The sequence below is a fragment of the Pedobacter aquatilis genome, assembly GCF_032678425.1.
Classification (GTDB): Bacteria; Bacteroidota; Bacteroidia; order Sphingobacteriales; family Sphingobacteriaceae; genus Pedobacter; species Pedobacter aquatilis_B.
In genome coordinates this window covers 31,066-53,061 of record NZ_JAVTSG010000001.1, presented here as the reverse complement: position 1 = coordinate 53,061, position 21,996 = coordinate 31,066, and the positions used below count along the sequence as shown (strand labels likewise).

20 protein-coding genes are annotated in these 21,996 nt (G+C 36.8%); 10 read left to right on the top strand and 10 right to left on the bottom strand.

Going from position 1 to position 21,996, the window contains the following annotated elements:
* Positions 1-19 precede the first annotated feature (19 nt).
* On the top strand, positions 20-1,189 hold the full coding sequence (locus R2Q16_RS00215) for an RsmB/NOP family class I SAM-dependent RNA methyltransferase (protein WP_316734439.1): 1,170 nt from the start codon (positions 20-22) through the stop codon (positions 1,187-1,189).
* A 193-nt stretch (positions 1,190-1,382) separates the two neighbouring features.
* Here the strand turns inward: R2Q16_RS00215 and R2Q16_RS00210 are convergent, their stop codons facing one another.
* The 4 genes from R2Q16_RS00210 to R2Q16_RS00195 form a co-directional block, all read right to left on the bottom strand.
* Complete coding sequence (locus tag R2Q16_RS00210) at positions 1,383-1,949, bottom strand: MarC family protein (RefSeq protein ID WP_316735770.1); 567 nt, start codon at positions 1,947-1,949, stop codon at positions 1,383-1,385.
* Between the two features lie 156 nt (positions 1,950-2,105).
* A complete protein-coding gene (locus R2Q16_RS00205) occupies positions 2,106-3,440 on the bottom strand; it encodes a porin (RefSeq protein WP_316734438.1) in 1,335 nt (444 codons plus the stop codon).
* Between the two features lie 98 nt (positions 3,441-3,538).
* Positions 3,539-4,996 carry an amino acid permease gene (locus R2Q16_RS00200; RefSeq protein ID WP_316734437.1) on the bottom strand — a complete coding sequence of 486 codons (1,458 nt, stop codon included), beginning with the start codon at positions 4,994-4,996 and terminating at the stop codon, positions 3,539-3,541.
* Between the two features lie 127 nt (positions 4,997-5,123).
* Positions 5,124-7,382, bottom strand: coding sequence for a sodium-translocating pyrophosphatase (locus tag R2Q16_RS00195; RefSeq protein ID WP_316734436.1), 2,259 nt, complete (start codon positions 7,380-7,382; stop codon positions 5,124-5,126).
* A gap of 277 nt (positions 7,383-7,659) precedes the next feature.
* Between R2Q16_RS00195 and R2Q16_RS00190 the strand changes: the two genes are divergently transcribed.
* The 5 genes from R2Q16_RS00190 to R2Q16_RS00170 all read left to right on the top strand — a co-directional run bounded on the left by R2Q16_RS00190 (position 7,660) and on the right by R2Q16_RS00170 (position 13,903).
* Positions 7,660-9,096 carry an APC family permease gene (locus R2Q16_RS00190; RefSeq protein ID WP_316734435.1) on the top strand — a complete coding sequence of 479 codons (1,437 nt, stop codon included), beginning with the start codon at positions 7,660-7,662 and terminating at the stop codon, positions 9,094-9,096.
* A 413-nt stretch (positions 9,097-9,509) separates the two neighbouring features.
* Positions 9,510-10,457 (top strand): TIGR01212 family radical SAM protein, encoded by a 948-nt coding sequence (locus R2Q16_RS00185; RefSeq protein ID WP_316734434.1) that lies wholly within the window; start codon positions 9,510-9,512, stop codon positions 10,455-10,457.
* A gap of 344 nt (positions 10,458-10,801) precedes the next feature.
* A complete protein-coding gene (locus R2Q16_RS00180) occupies positions 10,802-12,205 on the top strand; it encodes an ammonium transporter (protein WP_316734433.1) in 1,404 nt (467 codons plus the stop codon).
* Between the two features lie 37 nt (positions 12,206-12,242).
* The gene (locus tag R2Q16_RS00175) at positions 12,243-13,259 is read left to right on the top strand and encodes a porin (RefSeq protein ID WP_316734432.1); all 1,017 of its coding nucleotides are present in this window, start codon (positions 12,243-12,245) and stop codon (positions 13,257-13,259) included.
* A gap of 71 nt (positions 13,260-13,330) precedes the next feature.
* Positions 13,331-13,903 carry a DUF4468 domain-containing protein gene (locus tag R2Q16_RS00170; protein ID WP_316734431.1) on the top strand — a complete coding sequence of 191 codons (573 nt, stop codon included), beginning with the start codon at positions 13,331-13,333 and terminating at the stop codon, positions 13,901-13,903.
* A gap of 3 nt (positions 13,904-13,906) precedes the next feature.
* Here R2Q16_RS00170 and R2Q16_RS00165 read toward each other — a convergent pair whose 3' ends face one another.
* Positions 13,907-14,374 carry an SRPBCC family protein gene (locus tag R2Q16_RS00165; RefSeq protein WP_316734430.1) on the bottom strand — a complete coding sequence of 156 codons (468 nt, stop codon included), beginning with the start codon at positions 14,372-14,374 and terminating at the stop codon, positions 13,907-13,909.
* A 74-nt stretch (positions 14,375-14,448) separates the two neighbouring features.
* Positions 14,449-14,922 carry a ribonuclease H-like YkuK family protein gene (locus R2Q16_RS00160; protein ID WP_316734429.1) on the bottom strand — a complete coding sequence of 158 codons (474 nt, stop codon included), beginning with the start codon at positions 14,920-14,922 and terminating at the stop codon, positions 14,449-14,451.
* 218 nt (positions 14,923-15,140) lie between these two features.
* Here R2Q16_RS00160 and R2Q16_RS00155 point away from each other — a divergent pair, with 218 nt between their 5' ends.
* The 4 genes from R2Q16_RS00155 to R2Q16_RS00140 all read left to right on the top strand — a co-directional run bounded on the left by R2Q16_RS00155 (position 15,141) and on the right by R2Q16_RS00140 (position 17,733).
* Positions 15,141-15,350 carry a hypothetical protein gene (locus R2Q16_RS00155; protein ID WP_316734428.1) on the top strand — a complete coding sequence of 70 codons (210 nt, stop codon included), beginning with the start codon at positions 15,141-15,143 and terminating at the stop codon, positions 15,348-15,350.
* A 30-nt stretch (positions 15,351-15,380) separates the two neighbouring features.
* The gene (locus tag R2Q16_RS00150; RefSeq protein ID WP_316734427.1) at positions 15,381-16,706 is read left to right on the top strand and encodes a DEAD/DEAH box helicase; all 1,326 of its coding nucleotides are present in this window, start codon (positions 15,381-15,383) and stop codon (positions 16,704-16,706) included.
* A gap of 75 nt (positions 16,707-16,781) precedes the next feature.
* Positions 16,782-17,012, top strand: a complete 231-nt coding sequence (locus R2Q16_RS00145) for a DUF1456 family protein (RefSeq protein ID WP_123205800.1) — start codon at positions 16,782-16,784, stop codon at positions 17,010-17,012.
* A 22-nt stretch (positions 17,013-17,034) separates the two neighbouring features.
* Entirely contained in the window at positions 17,035-17,733 is a 699-nt protein-coding gene (locus tag R2Q16_RS00140; protein ID WP_316734426.1) for a GDSL-type esterase/lipase family protein, read from the top strand.
* A 50-nt stretch (positions 17,734-17,783) separates the two neighbouring features.
* Here R2Q16_RS00140 and ettA read toward each other — a convergent pair whose 3' ends face one another.
* The 4 genes from ettA to R2Q16_RS00120 all read right to left on the bottom strand — a co-directional run bounded on the left by ettA (position 17,784) and on the right by R2Q16_RS00120 (position 21,973).
* Positions 17,784-19,463: an energy-dependent translational throttle protein EttA gene (ettA, locus tag R2Q16_RS00135; protein WP_316734425.1), complete on the bottom strand. Its 1,680-nt coding sequence runs from the start codon at positions 19,461-19,463 to the stop codon at positions 17,784-17,786.
* Between the two features lie 352 nt (positions 19,464-19,815).
* Complete coding sequence (locus R2Q16_RS00130; protein WP_316734424.1) at positions 19,816-20,058, bottom strand: hypothetical protein; 243 nt, start codon at positions 20,056-20,058, stop codon at positions 19,816-19,818.
* Positions 20,055-21,548, bottom strand: a complete 1,494-nt coding sequence (locus R2Q16_RS00125) for a S8 family serine peptidase (RefSeq protein WP_316734423.1) — start codon at positions 21,546-21,548, stop codon at positions 20,055-20,057. The genes R2Q16_RS00130 and R2Q16_RS00125 overlap by 4 nt, the downstream gene beginning before the upstream one ends.
* A gap of 11 nt (positions 21,549-21,559) precedes the next feature.
* Positions 21,560-21,973 carry a hypothetical protein gene (locus R2Q16_RS00120; RefSeq protein WP_316734422.1) on the bottom strand — a complete coding sequence of 138 codons (414 nt, stop codon included), beginning with the start codon at positions 21,971-21,973 and terminating at the stop codon, positions 21,560-21,562.
* Positions 21,974-21,996 lie beyond the last annotated feature (23 nt).

Sequence of the window (21,996 nt, the reverse complement as noted above, 5' to 3'; positions counted from 1 at the left end):
TTTCCAATTAAATAGTTGCATGAGAGTAGAGCATCAGATTAAGGCTTTTGAACAAATTTTAAATGCATACGATGGTTCAATGCCATTGCATCGATTTTTACCAACTTATTTTAAGCAAAATAAACAGATGGGCTCATCAGACAGGAGATGGGCAACCAGGCATTTATATAGCTTTTTTAGATTGGGAAAGGCTTTGACGAACTTAAACAATGAATTGAGATTAAGCATTTCCGATTTTGTTTGTCATAATACGTTGAGTTTAATTGTAGAAAAGAATTTGCCTAATCTGGTGGATTTGATTACAGAACCTTTGGATAAAAAATTGGCTTTAGTAAGCGTTCAATTTCCCGACTTTGATATTGCTGACGTTTACCCATTTAATGATAGTTTATCAGAAAGTATTAATGAAAAAGATTTTAACGCTTCTTTTTTTATTCAGCCTGATTTATTTATCCGGGTAAAACAAGAAGATTTTGGGCAAGTTAACAATCAACTTAATGCGGCGGATGTCAATTTTGAAGCCATCTCAGATACTGCAATTGCCTTAGCGAATGGTACTAAATTAGAAACTGTGCTTAGCGAAGGGAAGTACCAGGTTCAGGATTTATCCTCTCAACATACAGGTTCGTATTTTAAACCACAAAAGTGGGATAAATGGTGGGATTGCTGCGCAGCATCGGGTGGAAAAACCTTGTTGTTGCATAGCTTGGAGCCAGTTTTAGATTTGCTGGTAACAGATTTAAGAGAAAGTATTTTAACCAATCTTGATGAACGTTTTGCGCTTGCAGGAATTAGAAAATACCATAAAAAAGAACTGGATTTACTTAAGAATAATGATCAGATATTGCATCATTACGCTTTTGATGGAATTATTCTTGATGCGCCTTGCACTGGTTCAGGAACATGGGGTAGAACACCGGAAATGCTAACTTTTTTCGATGCCAAGAAAATTGCCCAATTTGCTTCAATGCAAAAAGCGATTGTAACGAATGTTGTTAAATATTTGAAATCAGATAAACCACTTATATATATTACTTGTTCTGCATTCTCAGCAGAAAATGAAGAAGTTGTTAAATATATTACAGATAATTTACCGCTGAGATTGGAGTCGATGGAGCTAATTAAAGGTTATGAAAATAAAGCAGATACGATGTTTGTCGCAAGGCTGATTAAAAATGATCAGAATTAAAAGTTTGTATAAAGGGCAATAGATTTAATTGCCTAAGAATGCTCTATCTTAGATTTAAGACTTTTCCTGATGTATTTTATTACTTCAACAATTATTGAAAGTACACCAATGATTAACGTATATTCTTCAAAGCCGTTCATTTTTTAGCCTTTCTCTTTAGATAAATATACTTATTTTTTGTTACAATTCGACATTATAACCCAGTATTATTTCTAAATAATTTAATTGCAATTGCCAATAAAATAACCCCGAAAGCTTTGCGCAAGATATTTAAGCCTGATTTGCCAAATAGTTTCTCTAAGCGATTGGTGTTCTTCAATACAAAATATACGAAAAGAATATTCAGTAGTATTCCAACCAGAATGTTTTGAGTTTGATATTCAGTTTTTAAAGATAGTAAGGTTGTCATGGTTCCAGCGCCTGCAATTAGCGGAAATGCAAGGGGAACAATCGATACGGTTTCAGGTGCTTCCTCTTTAAAAATGGTTAAACCTAAAACCATTTCCATTGCGATAAAGAAAATTACAAATGAACCGGCAATCGCAAACGATTCTACATCAAGTCCGATTACTTTAAGCATAGATTCACCTAGAAAAAGGAATAAAATCATTAAGCCTGCGGCAACCAACGAAGCTTTTTCAGATTCGATATGGCCTGCCTTTCGGCGTAATTCAATAATTACCGGGATGGAACCTAAAATATCAATAATGGCAAAAAGTACCATTGTTGTTGTTAAAATCTGATTTAAATCGAATTTCATAAAATCAAGTTTCATATGTAGATATTTATAGTTTTAGCGAGGATATGGAATAGCCATTTATGTTCAGCGGGTTTGTGCGTTTCTGCAGAAGGCTATTTCATATACAGTAATTTTAAGTAAAGTTATAGCATTTTGTTGTAACGCTATATTAATTATCTAGAAATAAAACTGGGTGCGTAAAGTAAGTACATTGTCTTTCCTGTCGTTTTCGTAACCAGAAATTTGTGTCGATTCATTTTTAATCATATCATAATAAAGAACAGCTTTAAAGTGAGGATTAAAATGGTGCAAAAAACCAAAACCGAAAGTATCAAAGCGGACATCGGCAGCAGAAAGTCCTTGTGCTGCATTAACTTCCATTCCCCTTACTTTTGAATTTGGATCATAGCAATCGTATTTTAAAATTAATTGGTTACTGGTGCTGTTTAAAGTTTGTACAAAAGTTACGTAGGCACCTTTAAAATTTCGGGTGTAATAAGGTAGCGCAATCGATTTATTATCTACCGGATAAGAACCCGGAGTAGTTGAAGTTATTGCCGTTCCGGTTTGTAAACCGGAAATAACTTCTGCCCTAAGTTCTGATTTCCAGCTTTCGTAAGTTGTTGCAAGTTGAATGTCTGCACCATAGTAGCGCCTAGGGGCAACCGCATTAATTGTATTTGCAGATGAATCTTTAACCATCGACCACAAATCATTAATGTTTTTCATTTTATAGCTTACTGGTAAGCGATGATTTAAACCACCTTGTAAAGTGCTAATGCCACCCGCGATAGAGATGGGTGTGCGCTTTATTGTATATGGCTTGTGGCTCAACCTGAAAATGAAGTCTTTACTGTTATCAAATTCGGCTGGGCCAGCCAAACCCTGACCGTTGTAAATTCCCAAATCCAGTACAATATTTTTCAATTTTGCATCTTTCCACCTAGGGTTTAATGTAAAAGTTACACCTAAATCGCGTTCAGTTTTCATTAAAATCTGCGACATCCGGCCGCGTTCAGGTGCTTCCCGAACGGATGATGATAATTGAAGCTCGTTACCAAACGGACGGCCTGATAAACCTAATGTTACATATAAAATCTTCCATTCATTCTCGTAATATCTGCCCCAGAAATCTCTTACTGCAACACCTTGTTCTGTTCCATCAAATTGAAGTACAAAATAGGTTGAAGGTGCACCTTCTTCGGTGAGCATCATATAATCTGCCCTTAATCTGCCTCTTCTTAAACGAAAACGGTTGCTTGTATTTTCTCCAAAGTTGCCGCCTTGATATTCGGCTAAAGTACCATTTGACTGCGCTATTTGAAATTGTGGCTGTAAATATCCACTGAAAGAAAGTGAGCCATATTTTTTAGAAATGATTAATAAATGGTTTACTACCGTAGAATCCATAACGTCGTTTATTGTTCTTTGGGCAAATGTTCCAAAGGAAAATACCAGGATAAATGCAGCAAGTAGGAGGTAGCGATTGCCAAATATTAAACAACGATTCATTCAAAGGTTTTTTTGCAAATGTAGAGCAAATAAATCCTTAAAGAAATAATTGGCATAAAAAAAAGCCCCGATAATTCGGGGCTTCAATATTATTTAAACTATAATTCTGGTTTAGGTGGGTCGGTTGGTTCAACAACTATTCCTTTATTTCCTAATACAGAATTTTTCTTACCGTAGAAGAAATAGATAGCAACACCTAATCCCATCCAAAGTGCAAGTCTAATCCATGCTTCAATTGGTAATGATGACATTAAATAAACGCATACTACCACACCCATAATTGGTACAAATGGTACTAATGGTGTTCTGAATGGACGAGGTCTGTTTGGGTCGGTTTTACGTAGTAACATTACACCAATACACACTAATGAGAATGCGAACAATGTACCGATTGATACCATGTGACCTAAATCAGTTACTGGAACAAAACCTGCGAAAATACTCACAAATACCATGAAAAATAAGTTTGTTTTAAATGGCGTTCTAAATGTGCTGTGGATAGTGCTAAAGAATTTTGGTAATAAACCATCTTTCGACATGGTATAAAATACTCTTGATTGTCCCATTAACATTACTAAGATTACTGAGGTGTAACCAGCAAGAATTGCAATGATTAAGCCCATTTGTAACCAGCCATAACCCGTAACTTTAAATGCTGTAGCAGCAGGAGAAGCATCACCTTTAAATATTGAGAATGGTACTAAGCCTGTCATTACGTGAGCGAACAAAACATAAAGAATTGTACAAACGACTAATGAACCCAAAATACCAATTGGCATACCTTTTTGTGGGTTTTTAGCTTCCTGCGCAGCAGTAGAAACGGCATCAAAACCTATAAATGCGAAGAATACTAAAGCTGCACCAGCTGCAATACCAGAAATACCAAACTCACCTTTAACTCCGGTGTTTGCAGGGATATATGGTGTGTGGTTAGCAGGGTTAATAAATTTCCATCCTAAAGCGATGAAGATGATTACTACAGCTACTTTTACAATAACTAAAATGTTGTTAAGGCTTGCTGACTCTTTAGTACCTCTGATCAACATTAAAGATAATAACGAAACAATAACTACAGCCGGAAGATTTACACCTCCGCCATCTACTTCAGCAAATGATTTTGTGAGGTATAGTGGCATTTCCATACCAAACTCGTGTAGTAATTTATTGAAATATCCAGACCAGGAAACACCAACAGTTGCGGCGCCCAATGCATATTCCAATACTAAATCCCAACCGATAACCCAGGCCATAAATTCGCCCATGGTTGCGTAAGAATAAGTATAAGCACTACCTGCTACAGGAATCATTGATGCGAATTCTGCATAACATAAGCCTGCAAAAGCACAGCCAACAGCTGCTAATACAAATGATAAGGTTACCGCAGGACCAGCGTGATCAGCTGCAGCAATACCAGTTAATGAGAATAAACCTGCCCCAATAATCGCTCCGATACCGAGCGCAACAAGGCTTGTACTGCTCAGTGTACGTTTGAGCGTGCCTTCACCACTTTCAGCAGATTCTGCTATAAGCACATCAATAGGCTTCTTAAGATTCATAGTTTGTTTAGTATTTTGTTTGTTGATTTATGATAATAAGCGGTAAACCTAAATAAAAATTACCAAAAAATAAAAGGGATTCTTTTAAAAACCCCTTTTGATTGTGATTATATCTATGATTTTACAACTAGTGTGTTAATGTGTCTGTTGTGTTAATTAAAGTGTCTGTAATTGTGTTACCTAAGCTATCTGTTTTACGTTCAATTCTAATTTCCTTGCTTACTTCAAGCTTTTGTGGCATATTTCCTGCCTTAACTGCAATATATGGCGCAATTACTAATGAAACAATCGACATTAATTTGATTAAAATGTTCATTGACGGGCCAGAAGTATCTTTAAAAGGATCGCCAACGGTATCGCCAGTAACGGATGCCTTATGTGGTTCTGATTTTTTATAGTGCATTTCGCCATTAATCATAACGCCTTGCTCGAAAGATTTTTTGGCGTTATCCCATGCACCCCCAGCATTACTTTGAAAGATACCCATTAAAACTCCGGTTACGGTAACCCCTGCTAATAATCCACCTAAAACCTCTGGACCAAAAGTAAAACCAATAATTACCGGAGTTATTAATGCGATTGCGCCCGGCATCATCATTTCGCGGATAGACGCTTTGGTTGAAATGGCAACGCACTTCTCATATTCAGGTTTTGCTTTATATTCCATAATTCCAGGAATTTCGCGGAATTGGCGACGAACTTCCTGTACCATATCCATTGCTGCTTTACCAACTGCTTGAATACAAAGTGCAGAGAAAATAAATGGAATCATTCCGCCTACAAATAAACCTGCTAAAACCGGTGCTTTGTAAATATCTATCGCAGTTATACCAGCAATACCAACAAATGCCGCAAATAATGCTAATGAAGTTAATGCAGCAGATGCAATTGCAAATCCTTTCCCTGTTGCCGCGGTAGTATTTCCAACAGCATCTAAATTATCCGTACGTTCACGAACTTCTGGTGGTAACTGGCTCATCTCTGCAATACCTCCGGCGTTATCGGCAATTGGTCCGAAAGCATCAATTGCTAATTGCATTGCGGTTGTTGCCATCATTCCGGCCGCTGCAATTGCAACACCATATAAACCTGCAAAATGATAGGAAGCCATAATTCCGCCTGCTAAAACTAAAATCGGAATTACGGTAGATTTCATTCCAACTGATAAACCTGCAATAATATTTGTTGCATGGCCTGTTGAAGATTGTTGAATGATTGAATTTACTGGGCTTTTGCCCATAGCTGTAAAATATTCGGTAACCACACTCATAATTGTACCAACAACTAAACCAACAATAATTGCATAAAAAACATTTATGCTCGAAAACTCATAACCACGCAGTTTTAAGGTTTCAGGAAGCATCCATTTCACAATAAAGAAAGATGAAATTGCAGTTATTAAAATAGATGACCAATTTCCAAGATTTAATGCATTCTGAACATTAGATTTTTCATCCTTAATGGTTACGAACCAAGTTCCAATGATAGAAAAGATGATGCCTAAACCACAAATCACCATTGGTAATAAAATAGGAGACATACCGCCAAAGTTATCTTTTACGCTGATTTCTTGTCCTAGCACCATTGTTGCTAAAATTGTTGCTACGTATGATCCGAATAAATCGGCACCCATTCCGGCAACATCACCAACGTTATCACCAACATTATCTGCAATTGTTGCGGGGTTACGTACATCGTCTTCCGGGATTCCCGCTTCTACTTTTCCAACTAAATCGGCGCCAACATCAGCAGCTTTAGTGTAAATACCGCCACCAACGCGGGCAAATAATGCAATTGATTCTGCCCCTAATGAGAAACCAGTTAAAACTTCAATAGCAGTTTTCATATTTAAAACGCTAACTGCGCCATCTGTCCCGATTACATCGAAGTAAGAAAGAAAAACGATGAATAATCCACCTAAACCTAAAACTGCTAAACCCGCAACACCTAATCCCATTACCGTACCTCCGGTAAATGATACTTTTAATGCCTGCTTTAGACTTGTTCTTGCGGCCTGTGTGGTTCTAACATTTGCCTTTGTAGCGGCTTTCATTCCAATATATCCTGCGGTAGCAGAAAAAACAGCACCAATTATAAAAGAAATTGAAATTATCCAACTCGAATGCATTGGCACGCCATTAATTTCGGTAATTGTACCTGAGTACGCTAATAAAGCAGCGGTAAACACAGCAAAAATACTGAGCACCCTCCACTCGGCTTTTAAAAAAGCCATTGCGCCGTCGGCAATATAGCCGGCAAGTTCTTGCATGTTTTTGTCGCCCGCATCTTGCTTGCTCACCCATGCGCTTTTAATCATCATAACGATAATTCCAATTAGCCCTAAAGCCGGAACAGCATAAATTAAATTGTTTTGTAGAAAATCCATAGTTAATATTTGGTTTTTGATTTGTTGATTTCATGTTTGCTTACTCATATATATTAAGTATGGTTGGTACTTAAATCGCAAACAATTAATCGTTTAGTTTTGGTTATTAGTTTAGCAATATAATAAAATAATTTTCTACTGATTACTAGATAGATAAAATTTAACGAAGCAATAAATATTTTTCTGTTTCATTAAAATAATACAATCTAATAAGCTTGCTAATTAGATTTTTTAAATAAATTAGCCGCAACTAAACCTAAACAAAACAATTTAAAACATGGAAAAATTAGAGGGGAAAGGACCTGTTAAGAAGAAGCTTGGACTTTTTGATGCAGCAATGCTGGTAATGGGCTCTATGATTGGCAGCGGGATTTTTATCGTAAGTGCCGATATTATGAGAAACTTAGGCTCTGGTTATTGGTTAATTGTTGTTTGGGTAATTACGGGTATAATGACAGTTGCCGCCGCAATTTCTTATGGTGAGTTATCTGCTGTTTTTCCAAAAGCTGGCGGACAATATACTTATCTAAAAGAAATTTTCGGCAAAATGATGGGTTTCCTTTATGGTTGGGGTATGTTTACCGTTATACAAACCGGAACTATCGCTGCGGTTGCAGTTGCATTTGGGAAATTTACAGCTTATCTAATTCCAGCTTTAAATGATGCTGCGCCAATTTTTCAAAGTGGCAGTTATAAAATTACCTGGATACAGATTCTAGCCATTGTTGTTATTTTACTGCTTACCTATATAAACACCAAAGGTGTAGAAAGCGGGAAATGGTTGCAAAATATTTTTACAGGCTCTAAAATTGTGGCTTTATTAGGCTTAATTATATTGGGTTTCCTTTTGGTTAAAAACAGCTTTTGGTCGGGCAATATGGCTTTTGGTTGGAATGCTTTTAACAACCTTAAAACAGATTTTGGAGGTAGTTTTACCAAATCAGGTTGGGAATCTATTTCTGGTATGACGGTAATGGGCGGAATTGCTGCTGCAATGGTTGGTTCTGTTTTTTCAAGCGTAGCCTGGGAAAACGTAACCTTCGTATCAGGCGAAATTGAAAACCCAAAGAAAAACGTTGTGAGGGCAATGGTTTTGGGAACCTCTGCCGTAATGATTCTTTATTTGTTAATCAATTTCGTTTATCTGAATAGTTTGGATAGAGATGGGATTGCTTTTGCGGTTAACGATAGGGTAGCGGTAGTTGTATCTGAACAGATTTTTGGTAGTGGTGTTGGTACAATCGTAATTGCTGTATTGGTAATGATTTCTACCTTCGGTTGCGTTAACGGAATTGTGTTGGCTGGCTCAAGAGTGTTCCAAACGATGGCTAAAGATGGTATGTTCTTTAAGGCAGCGATAGAAAATAACAAAAATGGCGTTCCGGCAAAATCACTTTGGATGCAGGGTATTTGGGCATCATTACTATGTTTGAGTGGTCAATATGGGAATCTTTTAGATATGATTTCTTTCGTTATCGTGTTATTTTATATGATAACCGTTTTCGGGGTCATTTATTTAAGGTTTAAAAAACCCGATTTAGAAAGGCCTTATAAAACCTGGTTATATCCGGTAACACCAATTTTATATTTATTAATTGGTGCTGCATTCTGCATTTTGCTTCTTATTTATAAACAACAATATACCTGGCCGGGTCTTTTAATCGTTTTATTGGGCGTTCCTGTTTATCTTTTTATTAATAGGAAAAAGGCCTAATATTTCTAAGGTTATACATATATATAAGGAGTGGATTTATTCGCTCCTTTTTTTTGTGCAAAAATAATTTGAAAAGCAAGGTTCTGTTTTTTATCGGTTACTCTGGTCCCGCCCTTTGCTAAATGCCGAAGAAAAATCGGCATACCGCTGCCGGTCGGGTTTAGATTGGTTATTGTATTGCAAGTAACTTCGTTTCTAAACCCGGCAAACGCGGATACCAGCCTTTGTGGGGAAGGCCTGCAGGCGCCTACCTACCGCAGGCAGGTATGAGCAGCTGACGGGACTAACGGTAATACTTCCACTATCTTTGCTTTCCAAACTTTAAAAACTGGTGAGTTTTAGTCAAATCATTTCATTTTCAAAATAAATTGATGTTTAAATAAAGCCCGATTCTTATTTGTATTTTTGTGGCAATGGGAACACAAGTAGATTTAGGGATAAAGGGTTATAAAAATTACGGCACACACTTGCGAGAAAAATATAACGGGCAACGTGTTTTTAAAGTAATTGTTGATGGCGGTTTTACCTGTCCAAACCGTGATGGGAGTAAGGGATACGGCGGTTGTACGTATTGTAATGTTGATTCTTTCACGCCAGAACCATCCAGAAAAAACCCAGCTATAAAAGATCAGCTTGCGGAGGGCATGGCGAGAGCCAAAAACTCTTATAGAGCCGATAAATACATTGTTTACTTTCAGCCGAATACAAATACCTATGCGCCGGTACATTATTTGAAGATGATGTACGATGAAGCACTCTCTATAAATACCGAAGATATTGTGGGTTTCGCGGTGGGTACACGTCCGGATTGTATCGATGCCGAAAAGGTAGCTCTATTAGAAAGTTATACCGATAGATTTGATGTGGATTTGGAAATGGGGATGGAATCTATTTACGATGAAACTTTAGAGCAGATAAACAGAGGTTGCAGTCATGGTGAGTTTGTTAAAGCGGTAAAACTACTTGAAAATACTAGACTCGATTTGTGCGTTCATACCATTTTTGGCTTTCCATGGGAAACCAAAGAGATGATGAAAGGCTATATTCACGAAATCAATCGTTTTCCACAGATAAAATTTGTGAAATTTCACCATTTACATGTAGTAGAGGGTTCGATTATGGGTGTAAAATATAAAAAACAACCATTTAAGCTTTTTACGCTAGAAGAATATACGGATTTGCTTTGCGAATTGATTCCGTTGCTCAGACCAGATATTGTAATTCAAAGACTTTTCGGTATTTCTGATTGGGATTTACTTATTGCGCCAAATTGGGGCTTAAATAAATCAGCAATTCAAACGTATATGGATAAAGAGATAGAAAAGCGTGGTGTTATTCAGGGTTCTGAGTATTCTGCTTGAAATTGATATTTACCTTATAATTTTGTTGAAACCTGCAAATTTTTGTGGGTTTTTTTGTTTTATGGCTATTTATAATGCTAATTTTTTATATAATTCTGTTAAAATCGTACAATTATCTAAAAATATGTGTTTTTGTTTTTCGTAAAATTTGCTATTTAAATTTAATGTTTTTTCTATTTATCCTATTTTTTGAGTTGAAATTTGATTGTTTTTATAAAAATTATTGTTTTTTGTTATAATTATTTGATTTAATAGTGTAAAAATTACAATATGTTGTATTTTTATCGAAACAATTATGAAAATAATATAATATTTATTCAACCAAACAAAATAAACTTAAAACTATGGCTAAAATTCTAGTAAAACAGTATGCACCATTTGTGATTCTCATGATTTTCGCAGTAATGGCTCTATTTGTTCCGCTTCTTCCTAATTTTGATGAAGGAAAATACAGCGGACCCGACATCGCTTTCATTTTAATTGCCGCTGCTCTAGTATTTTTAATGACTCCAGGGCTTGCATTTTTCTATGGTGGTATGGTTCATCGTAAAAATGTTCTGTCGACAATGATTAAAAGTGTTGTAGCCGCAGGTGTTATCACTGTATTATGGATAGTTGTTGGTTTCAGTTTAGCATTTGGAGATACAATTGGCGGATTTTTAGGAGATCCATCAACTTTCTTCTTTTTTAAAGGTGTAAATTCTGGCGCTCCGCATTTACAAGGTGGTGCTGATTTAACGATTCCACTTTCATTATTTGCGGTATTTCAACTAATGTTTGCCATTATTACACCAGGATTAGTGGTTGGTGCTGTTGCTGAACGTATTCGTTTTACATCTTACATTTTATTCATTGTTTTATTCGCAATCTTTGTTTATTCTCCGTTGGCACACTGGACTTGGCATCCACAAGGTTTCTTGTTGAAAATGGGTGTGTTAGATTTTGCAGGTGGTACAGTAGTTCACATTTCTGCTGGTATGGCTGCATTAGCTGGCGCATTGGTTTTAAAACGTAGAAAATCTCACTTAGAGCATAAAGAAGTTCCACCAGCAAATATTCCGTATGTATTAATTGGTACAGGTTTATTATGGTTCGGTTGGTTTGGCTTTAATGCTGGTTCTGCATTAGGTGCCGGAAGTTTAGCGGTTTCTGCTTTCTTAACTACAAATACTGCTGCGGGAGCTGCTGGTTTATCATGGATGTTTTTTGATGTTGCAAGAGGTAAAAAACCTTCAGTTTTAGGTTTCTGTATCGGTGCTGTTGTTGGTTTGGTAGCCATTACACCAGGAGCAGGTTTCGTAAGCATTCCATCAAGTATTTTTATTGGAGTAATTGCTGCAGTAATTTCTAACCTTGTCGTTTCATGGAAGCAAAAAACCAGTCTTGATGATACATTAGACGTTTTCCCTTGTCACGGTGTTGGTGGTATTGTTGGTATGTTATTGACTGGCGTTTTCGCTACTAAAACTGTAAACGCTGCCGGTGCAGATGGTTTATTGTATGGTAATGTTGAATTCTTCATAACGCAATTAAAAGGTGCGGTTATTGTAATTGCATTCAGTTTCGTGGTATCATTTGTAATTTTCAAATTGGTTAACCTGATTAATCCAATCAGAGTATCTGATGAAGAAGAAGAAATGGGACTTGATGCTTCACAACATAACGAAAAATACAGTCAGGGAACATTATTGGTTGATGAAAGAGCTGCTTATGTAAGCTCTCATGCACCAGCTCAAGAAGCTTTATAAGCAAAAATTTATATCTAAACCCACTCATAGCTCAAACATGAAAAAATTATTATCAGCCATATTTGGTATGGCATGCACTACGTGTGCCCTGGCTCAAGAGGCGCCCACGTCACCATTAGAATTTTCTGGTTCAGTAGATACGTATTACAAGTACGATTTTGCAAAAATGCCTAATATTCCTACTTCCTTTGTTTCTGATCATAACTCGGTTTCTTTAGGGATGTTAGATTTGGTATTGAAGAAAAAAACTGGTAAAGCTTCATTTGTAGGTGAGATTTCTTTTGGCCCACGCGGACAATCGCAATCTATACCGGATGCAGCAGGTGGCGGTTCTTCATTCCACATTCAGAACTTATATGTGAATTACGATTTCTCGGATAAGTTCGCCATGACTGCCGGATATATGGGAACGTTTATTGGATACGAAGTAATCTCTCCGGTAGGAAACTTCAACTATTCAACTTCTTACTTATTTACAAATGGTCCGTTCCAAAATGCAGGTATCAAGGCAACCTATAAATTCTCTGATAAAGTTAGTTTAATGGCTGGTTTGTTTAACGATTGGAATTTATATAGCGCCACCAGAGGCGTATCAAGTGTTGGTGGTCAATTAATGATTGCACCAGTTGAAGGTTGGACCGCTTATATTAATGCCCTAACAGGAGCTGACCCATATGGTTATGGAACAATTGTAGATTTAACAACATCATACCAAATTACAAAAGCATTCAAATTAGGTTTAAATGCAGCAAATTATGATATGGCCGATGATGCAGGTGGTTATGCAGGAGTTGCTTTATATCCACAGGTTGCGGTTGCTGATGCAGTAACATTAGGTTTAAGAGGTGAATATTTTAAAACTAAAGATGTTGGCGCAGTTGCCGGAACGGCATACACAGGGTTAACTTTAACAGCTAATATTAAATCTGGAGGTTTAACATTTATCCCAGAGGTTAGGTTAGATCATAATGGCGATAAACCATTTATGAACAAAACCGGAGGTGCTGCACCAAACGCTGGTCAGTTCTCTCTAGCTGCGGTTTACGCATTTTAAAAGATTAGTTTCTCTCCAAATAATGCCGCCGGTTAATTTAAGCCGGCGGCTTTTTATTATCTTTATTTATTATGAAATACAGTTTGGTTCTATTTTTTTCTTTTTTATCCCTTTGCGGATTTGCGCAACAAAAACAATTTACTTTGGATGAGCGTGGCAAATATGTTTACTACGAAGTTGTGGATGTTAAAATAAACAAGGATAGTTTAGTACAAAGGGCAGAAAACTTTACAAAGATCAATAAAAAGTCTTTTTTAAAATCGATTTTAACTGATAGTTCTATTATTTCTGAAGGAAGGATGATTATTGATAAAACCATTTTGGTGGCTTCGCATCCAAGCGGAGAAGTTAATTATACCTTTAATTTTGAGGCGAGAGACGGTAAATACCGATACTGGATTACAGATTTAACCTATATTCCTTATAACCGAGACCGATATGGAAATTACGTAGCGACCACCAATATTGCTACACCTTTGGAGAAAACGCCTGGCAAATTATCTGCCGGAGCCTGGAAAGACATAACTGAAACTGTGTATGCAAAAGCTGTTAAATTGGGCGAGAATTTTAAAAAAACCTTAGCGACCGCTCAGGTAGTGGCTCAACCTAGAAAAGCGGAAAGTATATCGACCAAAAAATGGTAAGCATTAAATTTTGCCAAATAGTTCTTCAACCTTTTTTTGCCTGAAATTAAATATTTCGTTAACTTTTTTAGCAACCATTATTTCATTTGCGATTGTACCGATAAAACCATATCCAATTGCATAATGAAGAATATCATGCATTAAAACACCGCCTTCAGTTGATTTAAACTGGTGGTTGTGGTGCCAAAATGCAAAAGGACCAAAACGCTGCTCATCAATAAAATAGTCTTTATCCTTTACATGAGTTATTTCTGTCATCCAATTTAGTTTCACGCCAAGTATCGGCGCTACTTTATAGGTTATAATCATTCCTGGGTACATTTTTTCATCTTTTTTTATTGGAGAAGTTACATCAAATGTCATACTTTCTGGTGTAATTTCAGATAAATTTAATGGAGATGAAAAAAAGTCCCAAGCGGTATCTAAATCCACTGGGATTTTTTGAATAAATTCTAAGCGGTAAGTTTTCAAATTGTAAGTTTATAACACAACAGCCAAAAACGGGTTTTGTTGCTATCAAACTTAGAAAATTATCAACTCAAAATCTAATGCACCATTTTATCTGCGCAGGTAGAACTTGCAAAGGCTTCTGGTTTTGCTTTAAAAATAAAACCCATACTTAAAATATAACCCATAGCATCATTCAATGCTTTGTTTGATTTAAATGATGGATTCGTGTTAATATCGGCGTGCACTTCTAAACCAACATCATAAATATCAAGTAAATCGCAGATGGAGTAGGCAGTTTCAATAGATTTTTGAACTTCCATCAACATTCTTTCTTTAATGCTAACTTGTTGCGCTGATTTTTCCTGATGGATGTACATAAAGCCACCATGATGCTCTCTTAACAATACAATAACGGTAGCAAAATCGGTTATTAGGCCTTTAACTTGAGAGTCTGTTCCGATACAAACTTTTAACTTGTAGCCATTTTCTGTTTCTCTGATGATAGCTTGTTCTACTTCTTCGAGGATTGAGGATTGGATTACTTCGCCACTAAATTTTTTCCAGGTCATAGGTGTGGTTTTTTTGAGGTTAACAAATGGTAATCAGGTTTTTATAAAAATAAGGGCTAAAAGTTAAATCTGTATTAATAGGAGGTTGTTTATTTGCTAACAAAATATTAGTTATCAACAGGTTATGAATGATTTTTTTATCGTTTTAAAACTTTTAGCAACAATTTCAATTTATTAAACGTTACATTTATATAACAACATTATAAAATCTTATTGCCATGAAAGCAGAACTTATTCAGGAATTGCAATTGTTACAACAAAGTAGGGCTAATAAATTTACAGATGATTTAACTGAAAGAATTATTTCGTCAGTTGATGCCGTTAATGAGAAAGTTTTAAGCTCAATGTCTAAAAGAGGACAAATGCTGATGTTGCTCGAAAAGAAGTTGAGCTTTTCAGTAATCAGAAGATTAAAGCGAATTTTCTAAAATTCTTAATTCTAGTTACCAAAAATGTAAATGCTTATCTTTGGCGTAATGGTAGAACATGCGTTAAAACGATTAAATATTACAGCCTTAAATGAGATGCAGAAAGCATCTGTAGATGCTGCAAAATCAAATCAGGATATTGTATTAATTGCGCCAACCGGCTCAGGGAAAACACTTGCATTTCTTTTGCCTTTGCTTTCTAAACTTAAGCCTGATGTGAAAGGTGTTCAGGCATTGGTTTTAGTGCCATCAAGAGAATTAGCTTTACAAATTGAGCAGGTTTTTAAGCAAATGGGTACAGCATATAAAGTAAATTGCTGTTATGGTGGCCATGCTGTTCGTATCGAAAAAAATAATCTTGCGCACCCGCCTGCGGTTTTAATCGGTACGCCCGGAAGGATTGCTTACCATTTAGACCATCAAAACTTTGATGAATCTTTCGTTGAAACTTTAATTCTTGATGAGTTTGATAAATCGTTGGAGTTCGGTTTTGAGCAGGATATGTCGTACATCATTGGTTCGTTATTATCCCTAAGCCAGAGAATACTTACATCAGCTACGAAAATGGAAGAAATTCCATCATTCGTAAAAATAGCCGAACCGGTAGAAATTGATTTCTCAAAAGATGTTAAAGTTAAGCCCGATTTGCTATTAAAAAAAGTTGTTGCGCCAACTGCTGCCGATAAACTTGATGTTCTATTCAAATTACTGAGTAAAATCGGTGGCAAGAATACACTTGTTTTTTGTAATCACCGCGAAACAGTAGACAGGATTAGCGATTTACTTTTTCAGAAAGGTTTAGAGCACGATGTTTTTCATGGTGGCATGGAACAGTTTGATAGAGAGAAATCACTTTTAAAATTTAGAAACGGTAGTCATAAAATTCTAGTCACAACAGACTTAGCGGCTCGTGGTTTAGATATTCCAGAAGTAGAGCATATTGTACATTATCAACTTCCTTACACAGAAGACGCTTATATTCATCGTAACGGGCGTACGGCGAGAATGAACGCTAAAGGTACTGCTTATGCGATTTTAACTGATGATGAAAACTATAAGTATTTACCTGAGGATATTGAGGAAGAAAAACTTGGCGAAAAATATAAAATGCCAGAGGCAAGCGAGTGGGTAACTTTGTACATTGCCAATGGCAAAAAAGATAAGATTAACAAGATTGATATTGTAGGCTTATTTCTTCAAAAAGGTGGTTTAGCTAAAGAAGATTTGGGCTTAATAGAAGTGAAAGATACAGCCAGTTATGTTGCCGTTAAGAGAATTAAGGTTGATAAACTTTTGAAAGCTTTAAGCGGCGAGAAAATAAAAGGTAAAAAACTTAAACTAGAGGTGGCGAGTTAGTTGGTTAGTTGGAAAAAAAGACAGGCAAGTTAGCAATTCACTCATTCGAGAAATTCATTCATTCAAAATTAAAATATGAGCAATAACGATATATTAAAAAAATTAAGAGTAGCACTTTCTTTGAAAACAGAAGATATCATTACTATTTGTGATTTAGTTGGTTTTAAGGTTACTAAGGCAGAATTAGGAGATATTTTTCGTAATGATGATCACGAAAACTTTAAACCTTGTGGCGATCAGATTCTTCGTAATTTCTTAAACGGATTGGTTATTTATAAAAGAGGTCCGAGGGAGGAAAAAAAATAGTTTAACTTATTAATATATTTATATGAATATAAAATTATCGATGATTCTGTTTATTCTTGGAATCAGTGCCTCTTGTGCTCAAAAAAAAGTTACTGAAGATTTATCTGATGATTGGGCAGCTTTATCAAAATACAAGAAAGAAAATGCAGAAATTGGTTTGCCAAAGAAAGGAGAGAAGCGAGTTGTTTTTTTAGGAAGTTCGATTTTTGAATTATGGAAACAAAAAAATCCTACATATTTTAATAACAACACTTATATTGATAGAGGTGTAAGTGGACAAATATCTCCTCAATTGCTAATCAGGTTTAAACAGGATGTAATCGATTTAAAACCACATGCAGTAATAATTTTAGCCGGAAGTAATGATTTAGCAGGAAGCAAGGGGCATGTTACGAATAAAACAATTTTGGACAATATTAAAAGCATGTCTGAATTGGCTAAGATTCATAATATTAAAGTTATTCTCTGCAAGTATTTACCCATTTATGAATATCCATGGAATAAAAATTTGAAAAATGCAGCAGACCAAATTATCTCCTTAAATAAAGAAATAGTTGCTTATGCAAAAGAAGAAAACTTAACCATTTTGGATTATTTTACACCTTTGGTTGATGAAAGAAATGGCCAAAAATCGGAATATACAACTGATGGCGTTCACCCAAATTTGGCTGGTTACAAGATTATGGAAAAGGTAACCGATGAGGCGATAAAGAAACTATAGGAAAATAAGTTGTCAAAAAAAAACTCCCGATTTTCATCGGGAGTTTTTTATTAATCTAGTTTTTTATAACGAATGCGTTTCGGCGTAACATCACCCAAGCGTTTCTTTCTATTTTCTTCATAGTCAGAATAATTTCCTTCAAAGAAATATACTTCAGAGTTTCCTTCAAAAGCCAAAATGTGTGTACAAATTCTATCCAGGAACCATCTATCGTGACTAATCACTACTGCACAACCACCAAAGTTTTCTAAAGCTTCTTCTAGCGCACGTAATGTATTTACATCAATATCATTTGTTGGCTCATCGAGTAAAAGCACATTAGCACCTTTTTTCAAAGTTATGGCTAAGTGAACACGGTTACGTTCTCCACCTGATAAAATGCCCACTTTTTTCTGTTGGTCGCCGCCATTAAAGTTAAATTTTGAAACATAAGCCCGTCCGTTTACGGCCTTATTTCCAAGTTGGATATTATCCAAGCCATCGGTAATGTTTTCGTAAACGGTTTTATCTGCATCCAAATCATTGTGCATTTGGTCTACATAACCCAATTCAACTGTTTCTCCAACGCGGAAAGTTCCGTTATCAGCTTCTTCTTGCCCAGTAATTAAACGGAAAAGTGTTGTTTTACCCGCACCGTTCGGGCCAATAATTCCAACGATTCCGGCAGGTGGAAGTGAAAAGTTTAAGTTATCAAACAAAACTTTATCACCGTAAGATTTGGTTACGTTGGTGGCCTCGATTACAACATTACCTAGTCTTGGTCCGGCAGGAATGAAAAGTTCTAATTTGTCTTCTCTTTCTCTTCCGTCTTCTGATGCCAATTTATCATAGTTCGCAATACGGGCTTTAGATTTTGCATGACGGGCTTTTGGTGCCATACGCACCCATTCAAGCTCACGTTCTAAAGTTTTCTGGCGTTTGCTTTCCGTTTTTTCCTCTTGCGCTAAACGTTTTGCTTTCTGATCTAACCAGCTGCTATAATTTCCTTTCCATGGAATACCTTCGCCACGATCTAATTCTAAAATCCAGCCTGCAACGTTATCTAAGAAGTATCTATCGTGGGTTACGGCAATTACTGTACCTTCGTAGTTTTGTAAGAATTGCTCTAACCAATCGATACTTTCAGCGTCCAAGTGGTTGGTTGGCTCATCTAATAATAAAACATCAGGATGTTGTAAAAGTAAGCGGCACATTGCCACGCGGCGACGTTCACCTCCAGATAATACGCCTATTTTGGTTTCAGGGTCCGGACAACGTAACGCATCCATCGCTCTTTCCAATTTCGAATCAATTTCCCATGCACCTAAAGCATCAATTTTATCTTGAAGCTCGCCTTGTCTGGTCATCAATTTATCCATTGCATCAGGGTCAGAGTAATTTTCCTCTAAACCAAAAGCCTCGTTAATTTCTTCGTATTCTTTTAAAATCGCAGTAACTTCTGCTACACCTTCTTCAACAACTTCGCGTACTGTTTTTTCAGGATCTAGAATTGGTTCCTGTGCTAAATATCCAACAGAGTAACCTGGAGAGAAAACAACTTCTCCTTGATAGGTTTTATCTAAACCCGCAATAATTTTTAATAATGATGATTTACCAGAGCCATTTAAACCGATAACACCAATTTTAGCGCCGTAAAAAAATGATAAGTAAATATTTTTTAAAACCTGTTTTTGTGGTGGGTAAATCTTATTTACGCCAGCCATTGAAAATATTATCTTCTCGTCAGACATGCTCGTTTTCTATAATGTTTTAATAATGTTTTGTGCAGAAAGCCTTTAAGATTAGAAATTGTACCAGGCTTAAAATTGCTTACAAAGATAGAAACAACCACGCGATTACAAAGTGGTTTGTGAGGTATACTATAACTTTTGCGGATAACATTTCAATTACTCGAAAGGAGTATGGGAAGAGTTATAAAATTTCGCCAAACAAAATTATGATGAACCTATAGCATCAAAGGAAATAAGTGCCGAAAAATATACGCTTTTCTTTAACAACCAGTTCTTTCCGAAGATGGAAAAGCAATCAGGCGAGCACGAATTTAGAAAGGGGTTAAATTATTTAGCTCAGCTTATCTATATTTCAAAATCCTGTTTTGTGGGGTTTCTTTACGGTCGTAGGAATTTTATAAGACTTCTCTGGGAAAATATTGAATCCTTCTAATTCATGTTTTAACTTATCCAGTTCCTGCGGCTCGATTTTGACGAGCCCCATTTTCGGCAGGCTACTCCCATCTATCAAGTGGCCTTTAAGTGCCTGGATTACTTTTCTAACTTTATCAAGATTAGGCTTTCCCGCCCCGGTATGTTTTATGATGTAGTTCATATGATTAACATTCCTTTACCTTCAAAGGTAGCACCAAATCCAATAGGTTGTATGTTTTTTGACAAAAACTTGAGAATTTCATCGGCACGGGTCTGGTCACGCTTGAGTTTCAAAAGGTCGGGCCTTGTTGACAGCAATCTGGCCGCCGCTCCTACCGCAGCAGGGCAGGCCATGCTTGTGCCATCCATCACTGCATATTTGTCATCCGGAACAGTGGAAATGATACCAACGCCCGGGGCTGTCAAATCAGTTTCAGGTCCACTATTAGAAAAGTCAGCCACAAAGTTTTTATTGTCTATCCCGTACGGGGCTGACACATTTGCAACCTGGGTTGTACCGTTTGGAAAGGTATCTTTTCTGCCAAAGGCTGAAACGGCTATAGAAAGACTGTATGCTGCAGGAAAACTTACCGGCGAACGGTAGTCGTTGCCATTTGCTGCAAAACAAAGGATTCCAGCATCATAAGCATCCTTAATCGAACTGGTCAGGCCTTCGTCCAATTCTTCCTCTCCAAGGCTCATATTTATCAGATCGCATTTATCGTGAATAGCTTGTTCGATGGCTTTCATAATATAGAAGTTGGATGCCTTTTCATCTTTTGGAAATACTTTGTAGGCCAGGATGTCTACGCCGGCTGCAAGGCCAGGCATATCACCTATCCCTGCAATAATGCCTGCTACATGGGTACCATGGCCATCCAAGTCGCTGAAGTCTGTTTCCTCTTCATCAGTTACCAGATTTTTCCCACCCCCAACAGGAAGATTTACATGTGGACCTATCCCTGTATCGATAACCCCAATCCGAATCTTATTTTCTATTGGTGGATACGTACGGGTCGGGTAGAAATGGCGCAAGCTATCATCAGCTGCCAAGTCGATGGTGTCGAGTTTAAAATGTAAAGGGACGGAATACTCCAGGTTCTTTTTATAAATGCCCCAAAAAGAATGAGCGGGGTAAACCAGGAGCCTTTCTATTTTTGATTTATTGAGTTTTAACTTTACCCGTCCGGATGTATTGGATTTGCCATCAGCACCTTGCCTGTTTTTGTAATTGGTGAAGGCGATAACGAGAGCGCCTTCGACTGGATTACCGTCCTTGTCGGTGATCAATATATCTACAGTAGTGTTCGCAAAACGTGAAGTGATTTTGTTCAGTATACTTTCTCTGGTAGCTGAAAGTTCATAAAATTTTTCGGGAATGATGCGCAGTCCCGGATAGGAAAATCGGAAACTGGCCATTTCCTGGTTGTCTAGAGTAACGAGTTTTGCACCATTGCTTTTTATCGAATCCAGAACTGTTACTTCAATTTCCTGATCTTCAATACTTGCCATATTCCTTGCGCTAAAGGTCATCGAGGCCGAAAGTTCCGGCATATTAAAATGGTTGTCCATATTGCTGAGGAAATCGGCAACTTTCGGATTGTTTTTTACGTTGACTTCTGTTCCGTTGATCGGTAAAAGGATGTAGTTCTGCCTTTTGTTTTTTTGCATGATGTTTTTGATTAGTTAACAAACCAGCTGGTGAGGAAATTCCGTTTTGGTTTTATTACTGGCTTTGCACTTTCCTTACCTGCGCCGCCACCGCTCCCGGCCACAACTGTATTGGTTCCCGTTGCCGCCGCATAAATCATAAAGCCATTAACAAATGCAATCAGGTATTTTATAGCTGTACTACCGAAAGTATTCGTGCCGAGGGCAATGACGAAGGAGAATATTAGCGAAAGCAGAAGTGCTAACCATTTTGGATTCCAATTGAATACCCTTTGGAGGGTTCCGCAAATGATGTAGATAATGGTTGAAGAACCTGCTAAGGTTGTCATTGAGCCAATGGTCGCAAAATCTCCAGGATTGAATGCCCCGGCATCTTTAGCAGCTGACGTAGCTGCATCCAGAATGATTAATAATAAATGATTCATTTGTTTGGTATTAAGATTTATAT